Source organism: Pseudomonas reidholzensis, from assembly GCF_900536025.1.
GTDB classification, from domain to species: domain Bacteria; phylum Pseudomonadota; class Gammaproteobacteria; order Pseudomonadales; family Pseudomonadaceae; genus Aquipseudomonas; species Aquipseudomonas reidholzensis.
Map to the genome: position 1 here is coordinate 23,082 of NZ_UNOZ01000015.1, position 17,182 is coordinate 40,263.

At 65.9% G+C, this 17,182-nt stretch carries 15 protein-coding genes; 8 read left to right on the top strand and 7 right to left on the bottom strand.

What is annotated here, in order from left to right; all coding sequences use genetic code 11:
- The first annotated feature begins 298 nt into the window (after nt 1-298).
- The 4 genes from CCOS865_RS12170 to CCOS865_RS12185 are packed head-to-tail and all read left to right on the top strand — an operon-like array spanning nt 299 to nt 4,222.
- A complete protein-coding gene (locus tag CCOS865_RS12170; protein ID WP_119141071.1) occupies nt 299-1,324 on the top strand; it encodes an ABC transporter substrate-binding protein in 1,026 nt (341 codons plus the stop codon).
- The gene (locus CCOS865_RS12175) at nt 1,321-2,238 is read left to right on the top strand and encodes an ABC transporter permease (RefSeq protein WP_119141073.1); all 918 of its coding nucleotides are present in this window, start codon (nt 1,321-1,323) and stop codon (nt 2,236-2,238) included. Before CCOS865_RS12170 ends, CCOS865_RS12175 begins: the two co-directional genes overlap by 4 nt.
- A 6-nt stretch (nt 2,239-2,244) precedes the next feature.
- Nucleotides 2,245-3,054 (top strand): ABC transporter permease, encoded by an 810-nt coding sequence (locus CCOS865_RS12180; RefSeq protein ID WP_119141075.1) that lies wholly within the window; start codon nt 2,245-2,247, stop codon nt 3,052-3,054.
- Nucleotides 3,055-3,073: 19 nt separating this feature from the next.
- Complete coding sequence (locus CCOS865_RS12185; RefSeq protein WP_119141077.1) at nt 3,074-4,222, top strand: ABC transporter ATP-binding protein; 1,149 nt, start codon at nt 3,074-3,076, stop codon at nt 4,220-4,222.
- A gap of 135 nt (nt 4,223-4,357) precedes the next feature.
- On the opposite strand, the gene CCOS865_RS12190 is transcribed toward CCOS865_RS12185, so the two are convergent.
- Genes CCOS865_RS12190 through CCOS865_RS12215 form a run of 6 tightly spaced genes read right to left on the bottom strand, consistent with a single transcriptional unit; the run spans nt 4,358 to nt 9,794 of the window.
- On the bottom strand, nt 4,358-6,310 hold the full coding sequence (locus CCOS865_RS12190) for a response regulator (protein WP_119141079.1): 1,953 nt from the start codon (nt 6,308-6,310) through the stop codon (nt 4,358-4,360).
- Complete coding sequence (locus tag CCOS865_RS12195) at nt 6,300-7,175, bottom strand: sensor histidine kinase (protein WP_119141081.1); 876 nt, start codon at nt 7,173-7,175, stop codon at nt 6,300-6,302. The genes CCOS865_RS12190 and CCOS865_RS12195 overlap by 11 nt, the downstream gene beginning before the upstream one ends.
- The gene (locus CCOS865_RS12200) at nt 7,168-8,184 is read right to left on the bottom strand and encodes an ATP-binding protein (protein ID WP_208644524.1); all 1,017 of its coding nucleotides are present in this window, start codon (nt 8,182-8,184) and stop codon (nt 7,168-7,170) included. The genes CCOS865_RS12195 and CCOS865_RS12200 overlap by 8 nt, the downstream gene beginning before the upstream one ends.
- Nucleotides 8,175-8,579, bottom strand: coding sequence for an anti-sigma regulatory factor (locus CCOS865_RS12205; RefSeq protein ID WP_119141083.1), 405 nt, complete (start codon nt 8,577-8,579; stop codon nt 8,175-8,177). Before CCOS865_RS12205 ends, CCOS865_RS12200 begins: the two co-directional genes overlap by 10 nt.
- Complete coding sequence (locus CCOS865_RS12210) at nt 8,576-8,938, bottom strand: STAS domain-containing protein (protein WP_119141085.1); 363 nt, start codon at nt 8,936-8,938, stop codon at nt 8,576-8,578. The genes CCOS865_RS12205 and CCOS865_RS12210 overlap by 4 nt, the downstream gene beginning before the upstream one ends.
- Before the next feature lie 4 nt (nt 8,939-8,942).
- Nucleotides 8,943-9,794 (bottom strand): STAS domain-containing protein, encoded by an 852-nt coding sequence (locus tag CCOS865_RS12215; protein ID WP_119141087.1) that lies wholly within the window; start codon nt 9,792-9,794, stop codon nt 8,943-8,945.
- Nucleotides 9,795-10,086: 292 nt separating this feature from the next.
- Between CCOS865_RS12215 and yghU the strand changes: the two genes are divergently transcribed.
- Nucleotides 10,087-10,926, top strand: coding sequence for a glutathione-dependent disulfide-bond oxidoreductase (yghU, locus tag CCOS865_RS12220; RefSeq protein WP_119141089.1), 840 nt, complete (start codon nt 10,087-10,089; stop codon nt 10,924-10,926).
- A gap of 41 nt (nt 10,927-10,967) precedes the next feature.
- Here yghU and CCOS865_RS12225 read toward each other — a convergent pair whose 3' ends face one another.
- A complete protein-coding gene (locus CCOS865_RS12225; protein WP_119141091.1) occupies nt 10,968-12,938 on the bottom strand; it encodes a BCCT family transporter in 1,971 nt (656 codons plus the stop codon).
- Nucleotides 12,939-13,161: 223 nt separating this feature from the next.
- On the opposite strand from CCOS865_RS12225, the gene CCOS865_RS12230 reads away from it, so the two are divergent.
- The 3 genes from CCOS865_RS12230 (at nt 13,162) to CCOS865_RS12240 (ending at nt 16,635) form a co-directional block, all read left to right on the top strand.
- On the top strand, nt 13,162-14,865 hold the full coding sequence (locus CCOS865_RS12230; RefSeq protein ID WP_119141093.1) for an amidase: 1,704 nt from the start codon (nt 13,162-13,164) through the stop codon (nt 14,863-14,865).
- Nucleotides 14,866-14,987: 122 nt separating this feature from the next.
- Nucleotides 14,988-15,689: a helix-turn-helix transcriptional regulator gene (locus CCOS865_RS12235; RefSeq protein ID WP_119141095.1), complete on the top strand. Its 702-nt coding sequence runs from the start codon at nt 14,988-14,990 to the stop codon at nt 15,687-15,689.
- A 16-nt stretch (nt 15,690-15,705) separates the two neighbouring features.
- Nucleotides 15,706-16,635, top strand: coding sequence for a pyridoxal-phosphate dependent enzyme (locus CCOS865_RS12240; RefSeq protein WP_119141099.1), 930 nt, complete (start codon nt 15,706-15,708; stop codon nt 16,633-16,635).
- Nucleotides 16,636-17,182: the final 547 nt, after the last annotated feature.

A 17,182-nucleotide genomic window follows, 5' to 3' on the forward strand; every position in this document is an offset into this window, starting at 1 on the left:
CGTCCTACGGCCAGCGCTCACACCTCCATGAACAGCCGGAACAGCCCCGCCCCCCCTCGTCCCCAAGCCGCCCGCACCTCCCCCTACACACCCGGCGCCAAGCCGAGTGATGGTCGGTCGCCTCAACCCCCTTGCCAAATTCTTGGAATACCATAATATGATATCCCGTAGACCTTAATTTGCAGGCCGGCACCTACAATCAAAAACGGCCACACGACATTTTTGCAAAAGCTGCTCCCCGAACACATGGCGGGTGACAGAACCCGCCTCAAATAACAAAAGCAACGAGGGCGTAACCATGCTGTTGAGCAAACGTGTAACCGCAGTGCTGTCCGCCAGCCTGCTGACCCTGGCTTGTCAGGCCACCCAGGCCGCCGACAGCCTGAACTTCGTCAGCTGGGGCGGTACGACCCAGGACGCCCAGAAACAGGCATGGGCCGAGCCCTTCTCCAAAGAGAGCAACATCAAGGTCGTACAGGACGGCCCGACCGACTATGGCAAGCTCAAGGCCATGGTCGAGAGCGGCAACGTGCAGTGGGACGTGGTCGATGTCGAAGCCGACTTCGCCCTGCGCGCCGCCGCCGAAGGCCTGCTCGAGCCGCTGGATTTCAATACCGTCAAGCGCGACCGGATCGACCCGCGCTTCGTCTCCGACCACGGCGTCGGCTCGTTCTTCTTCTCCTTTGTGCTCGGCTACAACGAAGGCAAGCTCGGTGCCAACAAGCCGGTCGACTGGTCGGCGCTGTTCGACACCAAGACCTTCCCCGGCAAGCGCGCGCTGTACAAATGGCCAAGCCCAGGCGTGCTCGAACTCGCCCTGCTGGCCGACGGCGTGGCCGCCGACAAGCTCTACCCGCTGGACCTCGACCGCGCCTTCAAGAAGCTCGACACCATCAAGAAAGACATCGTCTGGTGGGGCGGCGGCGCTCAGTCGCAGCAACTGCTGGCCTCCGGTGAAGTGTCGCTGGGGCAGTTCTGGAACGGTCGCGTCTACGCCCTGCAACAAGATGGCGCACCGGTCGGCGTGAGCTGGAAGCAGAACCTGGTCATGGCCGACTTCCTGGTCATCCCTAAAGGCGCGAAGAACAAGGACGCGGCCATGAAGTTCCTGGCCAACGCCAGCAGCGCCAAGGGCCAGGCCGAGTTCGCCAACCTCACCGCCTACGCCCCGGTCAACCTCGACAGCGTCAGCCAGCTCAAGCCTGAGCTCGCCTCCAACCTGCCGACCGCCTACGCGCAGGATCAGGTGACCCTGGACTTCGCCTACTGGGCGAAGAACGGCCAGGCCATCGCTGCCCGCTGGAATGAGTGGCTGGTCAAATGAAAGTCGCCATCAACGCCCTGCAAAACGCCCAAGGTGCCCCTAGCGGCACCGGCGCTCCGGGAGCGGCCGCGCACCGTCCCAGCCTGAGCCAACGCTGGCGTGGCAGCCGCAACCTGCTGCCGGCCCTGCTGTTCCTTGGCCTGTTCTTCTTCGCCCCGCTGATCAGCCTGCTGCTGCGCGGTGTGCTGGAGCCGGTGCCGGGGCTGGGCAACTACGAGCAGCTGTTCGCCAACTCGGCCTATGCGCGGGTGCTGTTCAACACCTTCTCGGTGGCCGGCCTGGTGACCCTGATCAGCGTGCTGCTGGGCTTCCCGCTGGCCTGGGCGATCACCCTGGTGCCCAAGGGCTGGGGCCGTTGGCTGCTGAACATCGTGCTGCTGTCGATGTGGACCAGCCTGCTCGCCCGCACCTATTCGTGGCTGGTGCTGCTGCAAGCCTCGGGGGTGATCAACAAGGCGTTGATGGCCATGGGCATCATCGATGCCCCGCTGGAAATGGTGCACAACCTCACCGGCGTGGTGATCGGCATGAGCTACATCATGATCCCGTTCATCGTCCTGCCGCTGCAGGCGACCATGCACGCGATCGACCCGATGGTGCTGCAGGCCGGCTCGATCTGTGGCGCCAGCCCGTGGACCAACTTCTGGAAGGTGTTCCTGCCGCTGTGCCGCTCGGGGCTGTTCTCCGGCGCCTTGATGGTGTTCGTCATGTCGCTCGGCTACTACGTCACCCCGGCCCTGCTGGGTGGCGCGCAGAACATGATGCTGCCTGAGTTCATCGTCCAGCAGGTGCAGTCGTTCCTCAACTGGGGCCTGGCCAGTGCCGCCGCCGCACTGCTGGTGCTGATCACCCTGGTGCTCTTCTACTTGTACCTGAAGCTGCAACCGGAATCCCCGGTCGGCAACGCGAGGTAAGCCGCCATGCTCCTGACCCCCAATGCCATGGGCCGCCCGCTACGGGTCGGCCTGTACCTGACCACCGGGATCATCGCGGCCTTCCTGCTGCTGCCGATCCTGTTCATCGTGCTGCTGTCGTTCGGCTCTTCGCAGTGGCTGGTGTTCCCGCCGCCGGGCTGGACCTTCAAATGGTACGGCCAGTTCTTCTCCAACCCGGAGTGGATGGAAGCCGCCCTGGCCAGCCTCAAGGTCGCCGTGCTGACCACCGTGGCCGCCGTTGCGCTCGGCCTGCCGACGGCGTTTGCCCTGGTGCGCGGGCGCTTCCCCGGCCGGGAGATGCTCTACGGGCTGTTCACCCTGCCAATGATCGTGCCGCTGGTGATCATCGCCGTGGCGGTCTACGCACTGTTCCTCAAGCTCGGTTACACCGGCACGCTGTTCGCCTTCGTGGTCAGCCACGTGATCGTCGCGCTGCCGTTCACCATCATCTCGATCATCAACTCGCTGAAGCTGTTCGACCAGTCGATCGAGGATGCCGCGGTGATCTGTGGCGCCTCGCGCTTGCAGGCGATCTTCAAGGTGACCTTCCCGGCGATTCGCCCGGGGATGATCGCCGGCGGCCTGTTCGCGTTTCTGGTGTCGTGGGACGAGGTGGTGCTCAGCGTGATGATGGCCAGCCCCAACCTGCAGACCCTGCCGGTGAAGATGTGGACCACCCTGCGCCAGGACTTGACCCCGGTGATCGCCGTCGCCTCGACGCTGCTGATCGGCCTGTCGGTGCTTGTCATGCTCATCGCCGCCGCCCTGCGCCGGCGCAACCCAGTCAGCGCCTGAGCGCCCGGAGACAATAACAATGAGTGCAGTGATGAAAGACGACGCGCCGAACAAGACCCTGGTCAGCCTGCGCAACCTGAACAAGCACTACGGTGACTTCACCGCGGTCGACAATATCAACCTGGAGATCCAGGACGGCGAGTTCCTCACCTTTCTCGGCTCCAGCGGTTCGGGCAAGTCCACCACCCTGTCGATGCTGGCCGGTTTCGAAACCCCGAGCAGCGGCGAGATCCTGGTTGCCGACGAGTCGCTGGTCAATGTGCCGCCGCACAAGCGCGACATCGGCATGGTGTTCCAGCGGTACTCGCTGTTCCCGCACCTGAGCGTGCGCGACAACATCGCCTTCCCGCTGACGATCCGCAAGCTGAGTGCCGCCGAGACCGCCAAGCGGGTCGACGCGATGCTCAAGCTGGTGCAACTGGAGTCGTTCGCCCACCGCCGCCCGGCGCAGCTTTCCGGTGGCCAGCAACAACGCGTGGCGATTGCCCGGGCGCTGGTCTACGAGCCGCGCATCCTGTTGATGGACGAACCGCTGGGGGCGCTCGACAAGAAGCTGCGCGAAGACCTGCAGGACGAACTGCGCCAGCTGCATCGGCGCCTGGGCATCACCATTGTCTACGTGACCCACGACCAGGAAGAGGCCATGCGCCTGTCGCAGCGCATCGCGATTTTCAGCCACGGCAAGATCGTCGGCCTGGGCAGTGGTTACGACCTCTACCAGAACCCGCCGAATGCCTTTGTGGCGTCGTTCCTGGGTAATTCCAACTTCCTCCGGATCAAGGCCAGCAGCAACGGCGCCGGCAGCTTCGAGGGGCAATCGCTGGCGATCCGCCTGACCCCGGGGCTGGTAGCCGAGCAGGACGCGCTGATCATGGTGCGGCCGGAGAAGGCCCTGGCGCTGAGCGCCGAGCAAGCCGCCCGCGAGCCGTTGCCGGCGGGTTGGAATGAAGTCAGCGCAAACGTCACCGAGGTGCTGTTCCTGGGTGAGAGCCAGACTTGCCATGTGATCACCGCCGCCGGCACCGAGATGACCGTCAAGGCGCTGTCGGCGGCGGGGATGCCGATGCAACCGGGCGAGACCGTGAAGGTGCGCTGGGCGGTGGCGGATGCCTGTATCTACACCCAGTGGGCCGAGAGTGATTTGAGCAAGGCAGCCGGCGCGCATTGAGCCCAGCAATGGGGTGATGGTGCTGGCCTCTTCGCGGGTAAACCCGCTCCCACAAGGATGGCGCTGTCCTGAAGACTTGCGCGTTCCCTGTGGGAGCGGGTTTACCCGCGAAGAGGCCTTGGAGAACGGCGCGACTCAACCTGCAGTCGCCTGCCCCAAGGTCCGCCGCACTTTATCCAGCAACTCGCCAATCTGGAACGGCTTGATCAGCATGTCCATCCCGCTGCCGAGAAACGCCTGGCGATCCAGGGCAGTCTCGGCATAACCGGTCATGAACAGCACCGGCAACCCCGGCCGGTAGATCCGCGCCATGTCCGCCAGTTCGCGCCCACTGATCCCGGGCAAACCGACATCGGTCAGCAACAGCTCGATACCAGCATCCTCACGCAGGTGATCCAGCGCCTGTTCGATGGTTTCGGCCAGCGTGCAGCGATACCCCGCGTCAGCCAAAGCCTCGGCCACCGACAGCCGCACCGAGGCCATGTCCTCGACCACCAGCACATGCTCGCCGGTGCCCTTCTGCTCCAGCTGCGGCGCACGTGCCTCACGGGTGGCCTCGCGCGCACTGGCCGGTAGCATCAGGGTCACCTCGGTGCCCTGCCCCGGCACGCTGTGGATCGCCACATGCCCGCCCGACTGCCGGGCAAAACCATAGATGGTCGACAACCCGAGCCCTGTGCCTTGGCCCACCGGCTTGGTGGTGAAAAACGGATCGAAGACTTTTTCCAGCAACTCCGGGGGGATCCCCGCACCGTCATCGCGCACGGTCACCGCGACATACGGGCCGTTCTGCAGGTTGGGGTCGCCATGCGACCAGGTTGCCGCGGTATTGACCCAGATGTGCCCGCCCTTGGCCAGCGCATCGCGGGCGTTGATCACCAGGTTGAGCACGGCGCTTTCCAGCTGGATCGGGTCGACCATGGCCACCGCCGGGCGGCTGGACAGCTGCAGTTTCAGCGCGATGCGCTCGCCAATGGTGCGGGTGATCAGCTCCTCCAGCGAGCCCACCCGTTCATTGATGTCGACCGGCCGGGTATCCAGCGGCTGCTGGCGGGCGAACGCCAGCAGGCGGTGGGTCAGCGAGGCGGCGCTCATCGCTGAGCTGAGGGCGGCGTCCGCATAGCTGGGGACCTTCTCGACGCGGTTTTCCGCGACCCGTTTGCGGATCAGCTCCAGGCTGGTGATGATCCCGGTCAGCAGGTTGTTGAAATCATGGGCGATGCCGCCCGTGAGGCTGCCCAGGGCGTCCATCTTCTGCAACTGCAGCAGTTGCGCTTCGGTGCTCGCTCGCTGGGCCACTTCGCGGGCCAGCTGGCTGTTGGCGTCGTCGAGCCGGGCCAGGTGCGAGCGTTCGCGGTGGCGGTGCTCGGTGACGTCCTCGACGAACACCAGGCACAGCCCCGGCGTGCGATACGGCGAAAGCTGCCACTCGGTGTCGCGTGGCTGGCCCTGCACGGTCATGCGCAAAGTGCCGCGCCAGCGCTCGCCATCGGCCAGGTGCTGGCGCAACCCGGCCAAGGCCGACGGCTGGTCTTCGGCAAAGCACTCGAGCAGGGTTTCGGGGTCGCGGTTGTCCTGGGTCAGCTGGGCGAACGCCTGGTTGCACTCGTGCACCTTGAACTGCGCATCGAGCACGGCGATCGGCGCCGAAACGTTGCTGAAGATCTCGCGAAACCGCGCCTCGCTCTCGCGCAGCGCCCGCTCGGTGTCGCGCACCCGCAGCAGGGTGCCGAGGGTCGCCAACAGTACATCCGGGTCGACCGGGTGCACCAGGTAGGCGTCCGCACCGGCCTCAAGGCCCGTGATGATGTCGCCGGTCTGGATCGACGCCGCCGACACGTGGATCACCGGCAACAGCGCGGTGGCCGGGTCTGCGCGGAGCAGGCGGACGATATCGAAGCCGCTCATGTCCGGCAGGTTGACGTCGAGGATCAGCGCGTCGAAATGGGCGTCGCGGAGCATGGCCAGGCCGTCGCCGCCGGTGCCGGCCTCGAGCACCTGATAGCCGTGCAGCGCCAACCGCCGGCGCAGCGCGTAACGCGTGGCGGCGTTGTCGTCGACGATCAGCAGGCGAATTTCAGGGTTCATCGACGCTCTCCTGGGCGATGGCCAACGGGATGATCACAAAGAATGACGAGCCCACCCCTGGCACACTCTCCACGCCCACCTCGCCACCCAACAGGGCCGCAAAGCGTTTGCACAGCGACAGGCCCAGGCCGGTACCCCGCAGGCGCTTCTGCAAGGGGGAGTCGACCTGGGCGAAATCCTCGAACAACCCTTCCAGCAACTCCGGGGCAATGCCGATGCCGGTGTCGCTGACGGCAAAGCGCACCTGCTGGCTGCCGTGCAACTGCGCCGACACCCGGACTTCGCCACGGGTGGTGAACTTGAGCGCGTTGGAGATGAAGTTGCGCAGTATCTGCGACAGCTTCTTGTCGTCGGTATAGAGCTGCGGCAGGCCCTCGGGCTGCTCGAAGATCAGGTCGACCGCGCCGGTGTCGACGATCGGCCGGAACATCCCGCGCAGCGCCGCGAACAGGTCGAGCATGTCGAACCAGGCCGGCGAAATGGTGATGCGCCCGGCTTCGATCTTGGCAAGGTCGAGCAGGTCATCGACCATGTCGCTGAGCTCGCGGGCGGCGGTACTGACAAACGCCACTTGCAGCTGTTGCTCCTGGCTCAGCGGCCCGTCGACCTCGTCGGCGAGCAGGCTGGTAATGCTCAGGATCGAGCCCAGCGGGGTACGGAACTCGTGGCTCATGTACGACAGGAAGCGGCTCTTGAGGTCTGATGCCTGGCGCAGTTGCTCGGCCTGGATGTCCAGCTCGGCATACAGCGCCAGCACGCCCTGGTTGGTTTCTTCCAGCTCGCCGCGCAGGGCCTGGTTTTCGGCCTGCAACCGGGCGGCCAGCGCGGCCTGCTCGGCGGCAGTGCTTGGCAATGGCTCAGGCATGCGCGCTCTCCAGATCAATGACCAGCACCGTCACATCGTCGCGGCCACGACAAAAATCACGGTGCAGCACCGTGGCGATGATGGCCGGGTGGCGCAAAGCCAGGCCGGGATAGGTTTGCAGGCTCCAGCGCGATTGCAGGCCGTCGCTGAACAGGATCAACAGATTGCCCTTCACGTGAGCGTAGTCGAACACCTGGCCCTTGCGGTATTGCCCCCCGACGATGCCGGGGTGCGAGGCCAGGCCGCGCGGCCGTTCGCCGCCGACCAGGGTGGCGCCGATATTGCCGATGCCGATGAACGCCAGGCGATCGGCGTCAGCGTCGTACTGGGCAATAGCCGCCGCCCCGCCACGGGTGCCGGACATCGCGTAGTGCAGTTCGCCGAGCAGGCTGGCCGGCTCGCTGAACGGGCTCAGGGCAAAGGCCTGGGCACCGGCCTTGGCGGCCCGCTCGGCCTCTTCGCCATGGCCCAGGCCGTCGACCACCAGCGCGCTCAGGCGTCGCTCGCCGAGTGCTACGTGCCAGGTGTCGCCGCAGGCCGGGTCGTCATGCAATGAATGCTGGCTGACGCCGATGCGCAGGTCTGGCGCCGTGGCGCCCTCGCGGTACAGCCGCGCCAGCACCACGGCACCCCGCTCGTCGGCGTGCACGTCGAACACCTGCGCCAGCCGGCTGACCGCGCCCAGGCCAATGCCCTGGGTGCCGCCCGTGGAAAATCCGTCGGCGAGGCAGGCATGCACGTCGAAACCCTGGGCCCGATCCACGGCGAGCAGCTCGAGGCCATGGCCCGCCCCGTGCGGCCAGACCCGCAAGTGCAGTTCGCCACGTTCGGCATGCTTGAGCAGATTGCTCGCAAGCTCGGTGGCGACGAGCGCCGCGCGGCCAGCGTCGGCTGGGTTGAAGCCGTGTTGCTCGGCGAGCTTCTGCACGACCCGGCGGGCGTAGCCGACCTGGCTGATATCGTCGATGGCCAGGACCTGGGTCAGGCTCGCAGCAAGGTTCAGGCCCATCGGGTGATCGTTACCCGGGTACCTTGCCCGGGAGCGGTGTCCAGTTCGAACTCGTCGACCAGGCGCCGCGCACCGGTCAACCCCAGACCCAGGCCGCCGCCCGAGGTCCAGCCATCGGTCAGCGCCAGCTTGATGTCGGCGATGCCTGGCCCTTCGTCGCGAAACACCAGCCGTAGCCCGACCCGCCCGGCCTCCTCGAGCACTGCCCAGTCCATGTCGCCGCCACCGCCGTACACCACGGTATTGCGCGCCAGCTCGCTGACCGCCGTGACCAGCTTGGTCAGGTCGACCAGGCGCATGCCGCACTCGGTGGCGACCTTGCGCGCCAACTGGCGGGCGAGCACCACGTCCTGCTCCAGGCGCACCGGTTGGCTGCCACTGTCGCGAATGCTCATGATCGGCCTACCCGTTGACGCAGCAGGTGCATGCCACGGTCGACGTTGAGCGCGGTGCTCACGCCGGGCAGGGTCAGGCCGAGCTCGACCAGGGTGATCGCCACGGCTGGCTGCATGCCGACCAGCACGGTCTCGGCGTCCATGATCCGCGACAGCCCGGAGATACTGGCGATCATCCGGCCAATGAACGAGTCGACCATGTCCAGCGCGGAGATGTCGATCAGCACCCCGCGCGCCGAGGTCTGGTCGATGCGCTCGGTGAGGTCGTCCTGCAGGCGCAAGGCCAGCTGGTCATGCATGTCGACCTGGATGGTCACCAGGAGAAAGTCGCCCATCTGCAGGATCGGGATACGCTCCATCGGCTCAGGCCCGCTCGCCGAGGCCGGTGCCCAGGCGGGTCAGGGCCAGCCTCAGGGCGTCGGCGAGGTTGGATTTGGTGGTCAGCGTGCCGAGGTCCAGGCCGAGGTGGACGATGGTCTGGGCGATCTGCGGGCGCACCCCGCTGATGATGCAGTCGGCGCCCATCAGGCGGATCGCGGTCACGGTCTTGAGCAAGTGCTGGGCCACCAGGGTGTCAACGGTCGGCACGCCGGTGATGTCGATGATGGCGATCTCCGAGCCGGTGTCGACGATGCGCTGCAACAGCGACTCCATGACGGTCTGGCTGCGCTGCGAATCGAGGGTGCCGATCAGCGGCAGGGCGAGCACGCCGTCCCACAACTTGACCACGGGCGTGGACAGTTCGAGCAGTTCTTCCTGCTGGCGCTTGATCACCCCTTCGCGGGCCTTCTGGTAGGTACGGATGGTGTGCAGGCCGAAGCCGTCGAGCAGTTGCGAGACCTCCCACAGTTGCTCGGCCAGCAGCGCCGGCTGTTCGCGGTAATGCTGTTGCAGCAGGGTGAACAAGGGGCCCTTCAGGGCAAAGATGAAGTACGCCGTCTGGTGCGACTCCTGGCCGATCTGGGCGCGGCTGGCGGAGAGCTTGTCGAGGAAGCGGCGGGCCTCTTCCCAACCGGCGGCGGTGATGTTGTCGCCGCTTTCGCTGCGCAGGCCATCGATGACCAGCTGGAGGAACTCGCGGGTTTCCTGACGCAGGTCCTGCTCTTTGATATTGCGCGTCGCGCCATTGGCTTCCAGCCCGGCGAGCCAGTCCCCCAGCAGTTGTGCCTGATTGCTGGCAATCGCTTCCAACGTACTGTTCTGCAGTGCTGCCATGTGCCGTGCTCTCCTGAAAAGTGCCTGCCGGGGTTTCTAGGGTTGATTCCGGCCCGCAAAGATCGACATCTGCCGATGGCAATAGTAAGGCGAAGAGATAAACAATCGCGTTGCGCCAGCGGCCGTGCTGCTAACTCTAGGTCAAGATCGGCGCTTGAGTGGCCGGGTTCGCGCGCATACCGGCGAACCCGGGCCATGCATGAGATGCATTTGCCCCGCGCCGCGAACCCGTGGCATAGATGCAGGTCAACGTTCCATGTGATCGCTTCGCGCCCTTCAGGAGAGCCCGTGCATGAGCAAGACCGCCTACGTCCCGCCCAAGGTGTGGCGCAACGACGCCGCCTCCGGCGGCCAGTTCGCCAGCATCAACCGCCCTGTCGCCGGGCCTACCCATGACAAGGACCTGCCCGTCGGCAAGCAACCGCTGCAGCTGTATTCCCTGGCAACGCCCAACGGCGTCAAGGCGACCATCCTGCTTGAGGAGCTGCTGGCCCTGGGGCACATCGGCGCCGAATACGACGCCTGGCTGATCCGCATCGGCGAGGGCGAGCAGTTTTCCAGCGGCTTCGTCGAGGTCAACCCCAACTCGAAGATCCCCGCCCTGCTCGACCGCAGTGTCGAGCCGGCGATCCGGGTGTTCGAGTCTGGCTCGATCCTGCTGTATCTGGCGGAGAAGTTCGGTGCATTCCTGCCCAAGGCTGCGCACGCACGCACCGAAACCCTCAACTGGCTGTTCTGGCAGATGGGCGCGGCGCCGTACCTGGGGGGCGGCTTCGGCCACTTCTATGCGTATGCGCCGGAGAAGATCGAGTACGCGATCAACCGCTTCAGCATGGAAGCCAAGCGTCAGCTGGATGTGCTCGAGCGGCGCCTGGCCGAGAGCCGCTACCTGGCAGGGGATGACTACAGCATCGCCGACATCGCCGTGTGGCCCTGGTATGGCCAACTGGTGCGCGGCAACCTGTACGACGCCGCCGAGTTCCTCGCCGTGGAGGAATACCCCCACGTGCAGCGCTGGGCCGAAGAAATCGCCCAGCGGCCAGCCGTGCAGCGCGGCACCCGGGTCAACCGTACCTGGGGCGATGAGCCGACGCAGGTACCGGAGCGCCATAGCGCGGCGGACCTGGAGTAAACCCGCGGGGGTACCTGCTATGTGCAGATACCCCCGGCACTTCACCCCACCAGATGAAGAAAATGCATGTGCCGCTCGAAGTGGTCGAGGATATCGCCGATCACCTCGTCTTTTGACCAGCCCATCACGTCATGGTCCTGGCCGCCTTCACGCAGGTGCACTTCAGCCCGGAAATACTTGCGCTCCTCACCTGTCGTATCGCTCATCACGAAACTGGGCATGGCGTAGGCCTGGGGCTTGATCTGATAGACGAAGGGGTCGTCGCTGGGCCCCACCTTGAGCGTCACGCTGCCCTCCTCGCCTTCCTCCACGCTGCACTCGTAACCCTGCCGGCGCCATTCCTCGCTCACCGAATGGCAGGCGGGCAGGCCCACTTCACTGATGAAGCGCTGCACATGCGTGCGCCGCGGGAACATCGCCAGGGTCCGCAGGCGGCGCTGCCAGTTGCCAGCGCCCCGCGAGGCGGTGGGCGAGATGGCCAAGGCCTGATGGCGCAGGCCGCGCTTGGTGGCGTCCAGCTTGAGCGCCTTGAGCAGCCCGCGCATGCTGCACAGCAAGGCGATGGTGAACGGCAGTGCGCTGGCGATGGTGGCGGTCTGCAGGGCCTTGAGGCCGTCGGCCAGCAGCAGTGCGATGGCCACCAGGCCCATGCTCGACGCCCAGAAGATGCGTTGGCGGATCGGCGTGTTCTCCTGCCCGCCGGAGGCGAGCATGTCGACCACCATCGCGCCGGAGTCGGCCGAGGTCACGAAGAACACCACCACCATCACCACCGCCAGGGTGCTGATGGCCGTGCTGAACGGGAAGTGCTCGAGAAACGCGAACAGCGCCAGCGAGGTGTCCTGGTCCACCGCCTGGGCCAGGTCGCGCAAGCCCTGGTCGAGGATCATGTGGATCGCGGTGTTGCCGAACACGGTCATCCACAGCAGGGTAAACGCGGTCGGCACCAGCAGCACGCCCATGACGAACTCGCGGATCGTCCGGCCGCGGGAAATCCGCGCGATGAACAGCCCCACGAAAGGCGACCAGGCCAGCCACCAGCCCCAGTAGAACAAAGTCCAGCCGCCAATCCAGTCGGTGGGCTGATACGCGTAGAGATTCAGTGTGCGGCTGACGATTTCGCTGAGGTAGCCGCCGGTGTTCTGTACGAAGGTCTGCAGGATGAGCACGGTCGGCCCCAGCAGCACCACCATCAACAGCAGCAAGACGGCCAGGCCGAGGTTGAGTTCGGAGAGCCGGCGGATGCCCTTGTCCAGGCCCGAGACCACCGACAGCGTGGCGAGCAAGGTGGTGCCGATGATCAAGCCGATCTGCACCGGGGTCGACACCGGTACACCGAACAGCGCATTCAGCCCGGTGTTGATCTGCGACACGCCAAAACCGAGCGAGGTGGCCACGCCAAACACCGTGCCGATGATCGCGAAGATGTCTACCGCATGGCCGATCGGCCCGTAGATGCGTTCGCCAATCAACGGGTACAACGCTGAACGCAAGGTCAGCGGCAGGCCGTGGCGATAACTGAAGTAGGCCAGGATCAGCGCGACGATGGCGTAGATCGCCCAGGCATGCAGGCCCCAGTGAAAGAAGGTGATGCGCATCGCCTCGCCGGCCGCCAGCACCGTCCCGCCTTCGCCGAGCGGTGGCTTGAGAAAGTGCATCACCGGCTCGGCGACACCGAAGAACATCAGGCCGATGCCCATGCCGGCAGAGAACAGCATGGCGAACCAGGTGGTGCTGCTGTAGTCCGGCGTGCTGTGGTCGGGGCCGAGCTTGATGTCGCCGTAGCGGCTGATGCCGAGGAACACCACGGTGCCGAGGATGATCGCCACGGCGAGGATATAGAACCAGCTGACGTTGCCGATGATCCAGCCCTGGACCTCGGCGAACAGGTTTTGCGCGTGCGACTGGAACACACTGGCGTAGATCACCAGCAGCAACAGGAGGACGGCGGAAATCCAGAAAACAGGCGGGTTGATGCTGCTGTGCTGCTCAGGGGGTGACGAATGGGACATGCGAAAATAGCTCCGATCGGCGTCATGCATGGATCTGCCCCGGGAGACGGGGATGGCCAGTTTTCTGGCCGGTAACCAGACTGCGACCCGTCAGTCGCGCCCCGTGTTCCCGCGCCAACGTGCCGTCCTGCAACAAACCATTTCAACGCTGCAAGCCTGCCCCGGCATAGGCTTCTTGCTACACTCGCGGCCATGATTTTCCACCTGCACAGTTGGTGACAGCATGATCGAGGTAACCGAGGTTTCCATTGCCGAGCTGCGCGACGCGCTCCAGACCGGCCGCACGACGGCGGTCGAGCTGGTCAAGGCCTACCTGGCCCGCATCGACGCCTATGATGGAGCCGACACTGCCACTGCCCTCAACGCCGTAGTGGTGCGCAATCCTGAGGCCCTCAAGGAGGCCGAGGCCTCCGACGCCCGTCGCGCGCGTGGCGCCAGCCTCGGCCCGCTGGACGGCATCCCCTACACGGCCAAGGACAGCTACCTGGTCAAGGGCCTGACCGCCGCGTCCGGCAGCCCGGCCTTCGCCAAGCTGGTTGCCCAGCGCGACGCCTTCACCATCGAGCGCCTGCGCGCCGCCGGTGCGGTGTGCCTGGGCAAGACCAACATGCCGCCCATGGCCAACGGTGGCATGCAGCGCGGCGTCTATGGCCGCGCCGAAAGCCCGTACAACGCCGCTTACCTGACCGCGCCGTTCGCCTCCGGCTCGTCCAACGGTGCCGGTACCGCCACCGCAGCGAGCTTCTGCGCCTTTGGCGTGGCCGAAGAGACCTGGTCCAGCGGCCGTGGCCCGGCCTCCAACAATGGCCTGTGCGCCTACACCCCGTCGCGGGGGGTGATCTCGGTGCGCGGCAACTGGCCGCTGACGCCGACCATGGACGTGGTGGTGCCGTACGCACGGACCATGCACGACCTGCTGGAAATCCTCGACGTGGTGGTCGCCGATGACGCCGACACACGTGGCGACCTCTGGCGCCTGCAACCGTGGGTACCGATCCCCGCGGCATCGACCGTGCGCCCGGCCTGCTACCTTGACCTGGCGCTGGATGCCAGTTCGCTGAAGGGCAAGCGTTTCGGCGTGCCGCGCATGTACATCAATGCCGACGACCTCGCCGGCACGTCGGAAAAACCGGGTATCGGCGGCCCCACCGGCCAACGCATCAACACCCGTGCAAGCGTCATCGACCTGTGGCAGCAGGCACGTCAGGCGCTCGAGGCGGCAGGCGCCGAGGTGCTGGAAGTGGACTTCCCGCTGGTCTCCAATTGCGAAGGCGACCGCCCGGGCGCACCGACCGTGTACAACCGCGGCATCGTCTCCAGCGAGTTCCTCCATGACGAACTGTGGGAGCTGTCAGGCTGGGCGTTCGATGACTTCCTGCGGGCCAACGACGACCCCGCCCTCAATCGCCTGGCCGACGTCGACGGGCCGCTGATCTTCCCGCACGACCCCGGCACCCTGCCCAACCGTGAGGATGACCTCGCGGCCGGCATGGACGAGTACGTCAACATGGCCAAGCGCGGCCTGAAGACCTGGGACCAGATCGCCACCGTCGCGGACGGCCTGCGCGGCCTCGAGCAGACGCGCAAGCTCGACCTCGAAGACTGGATGGACGACCTCGGCCTGGACGCGGTGCTGTTCCCCACCGTGGCCGATGTCGGCCCGGCGGATGCCGACGTCAACCCGGCCTCGGCCGACATCGCCTGGAGCAATGGCGTGTGGGTGGCCAACGGCAACCTGGCGATCCGTCACCTGGGCGTACCGACCGTGACCGTCCCGATGGGTGTGATGGCCGATATCGGCATGCCGGTGGGGCTGACCTTCGCCGGTCGGGCCTACGACGACTCGGCGCTGCTGAGCTTTGCCGCCGCGTTCGAGTCGACCGGTAAAAAACGCATGATCCCTCCGCGCACACCGGCCCTGGGCTGATCCACCGGGCAGCCGCTCCTGCTCCAGCCGAGGAGCGGAGTTGCCCGGGCGCCCGCCTGGCATTGACGCCGGCGCGACAATTCAACAGAATGTTAAAAAATGACATTCTGTTGAATTAATTCATGACCGCACCCCATCTCCTGCGTGAACGCCAGTTGGTGCTCTCCACGCTCAAAGCCGCGATTGCCGCCATCGGCAGCGTCGCCGGCCGCAACATGGAAATCCTCCTGCACGACCTCGAGCAGCCCGAGCGCTCGGTGGTGGCCATCGTCAACGGCCAGCTCTCTGGCCGGGTCGTCGGCAGCCCGATCCTCGCCGCCCCCGAACAGGACCAAGGCTTCAAGGCGCTGATGCGCGCCGCGCGAAGCGATGGCTGCGCACCGGTGGTGTTGCCCGACTACCCGACCACCCTCAAGGGCCGCACCCTGCGCAGCGCCACGGCGATCCTGCGCGACAGCGAGGGCACGCCGTTCGCCAGCCTGTGCGTGAACGTCGACAACAGCGGGCTGGACGCGGCGCTGAGCTTCCTTCAGCACCTGCAACCGCTGGGCGTCGAGCAGGTCGCCAGCGCCCCTGACGAGCCCGCTGAGATGACCGTGCTGATGGCCGAGATCATCGACAACGCCCTGCGCGCCTCCGGCCATGGCCGGATGAACAAACAGGCCAAGGTCGAAGCCGTGCGGGTCATGCAGGAGCGTGGCCTGTTCATCGTCAAGGGTGGCGTGGAGAAAGCCGCAACGGCGCTCGGCGTCACCCGCTTCACCGTTTACAACTACCTTGAGCAGCTGCGTGGCGAAACCGCCCCAGCCGCTCGTGATGACTGACTTCGCGGAGCCCGCCATGCCCTTGCATATCCACACCCCGCTGATCGAATCGCGCCCACTGTCGGTGGCTGCCGGCCGCTCGATCTGGCTCAAGCTCGATGCCCTGCAGCCCTGCGGCTCGTTCAAGTTGCGCGGGGTCGGCCACGCATGCGAGGTGCACCATGCCCGCGGCGCCCGGCATTTCGTGTCGTCGTCGGGCGGCAACGCCGGGCTCGCCGTGGCCTATGCCGGGCGTTGCCTCGGCGTGCGGGTCACCGTAGTGGTGCCGCAGACCACCACCGAGCGGGCCAAGCAGCTGCTGCGCCTGGAAGACGCAGAAGTGGTGGTGCACGGCGCCTCCTGGCAGGAGGCCAACGAACTGGCGCAGACCTTGGTCGGGCCGGACGATGCGTTCATCCATCCATTCGATGACCCGCTGCTGTGGGCTGGCCATGCCAGCATGATCGACGAAGTGGCCCAGGCTGGGGTCAAGCCGGATGCGGTGGTGCTGTCGGTGGGCGGTGGCGGCCTGCTCAGTGGTGTGGTCGAGGGCCTCAAACGCAATGGCTGGGGGGATGTACCGGTGCTGGCGGTGGAAACCGAGGGCGCCGCGTCGCTGCATGCCGCCTCCCTGGCGGGGCATACGGTGGAGCTGGAGCGCCTGGCGTCGGTGGCCACTTCGCTGGGGGCCAAGCGTGTGGCCGAACGGGCGATGGCGTGCTTGCGCACCCACCCGGTGCAGAGCCATCTGGTCAGTGACCGGCAGGCGCTGGAGGCGTGTGAACGCTTCCTGCTGGATCATCGCCTGCTGGTAGAGCCGGCGTGTGGGGCGGCGCTGGCCTTGGCGTACCAGGCCGAGGCGTTGACCCGATACAGCACTGTACTGGTAGTGGTGTGCGGGGGAGCGACGGCTACGCTGGAGCAGATCCAGGCATGGCTTGGCGCGCTCGACGGGGTATCTGAGTAAGTTCAGGTTGGGCGTAACGGGGTTTGGGCTGGGCTGGCCTTATCTTCGATAGTGACATCGGTGGTGGATAGTCGGGCCTCATCGCGGGCAAGCCCGCTCCTACAAGGACCACGCCGCCCTCCGGCTATGGAACACCTGTAGGAGCGGGCTTGCCCGCGATGGGGCCGGAACTGCCAATGCAAATTCTGGCGCTGACGCGCTGTACCGCCCTTATAAACCCGCGAGAGCGAAGCGATTCGCCAGCCGTTGCCCTGGCCCTTGATCTGGCCGTTGATCTTGATCTGGCTTGTGATCTTGATCTACTGCGACTTCAGGAGGCCGAACGGAGGTCTTGCGAAGCGAGGTGACGGCCAGGAAGGCCGGCAAGGGCTGCGGGCCAGGAAGGCCCGTACAGCCCGGTCCTCGCGGGAGCAAGACCGGAGTGAGGGAACCCGTAGCGCAGCGAAGGGCCGTATGTAGGAGCAAGCGGTTTTTGGTTACTTTTTTCCACGAAAAAAACTGACCCGCCGTACGGGCGGAAGGGGCCATACGCGCCACCCCAGCCAAC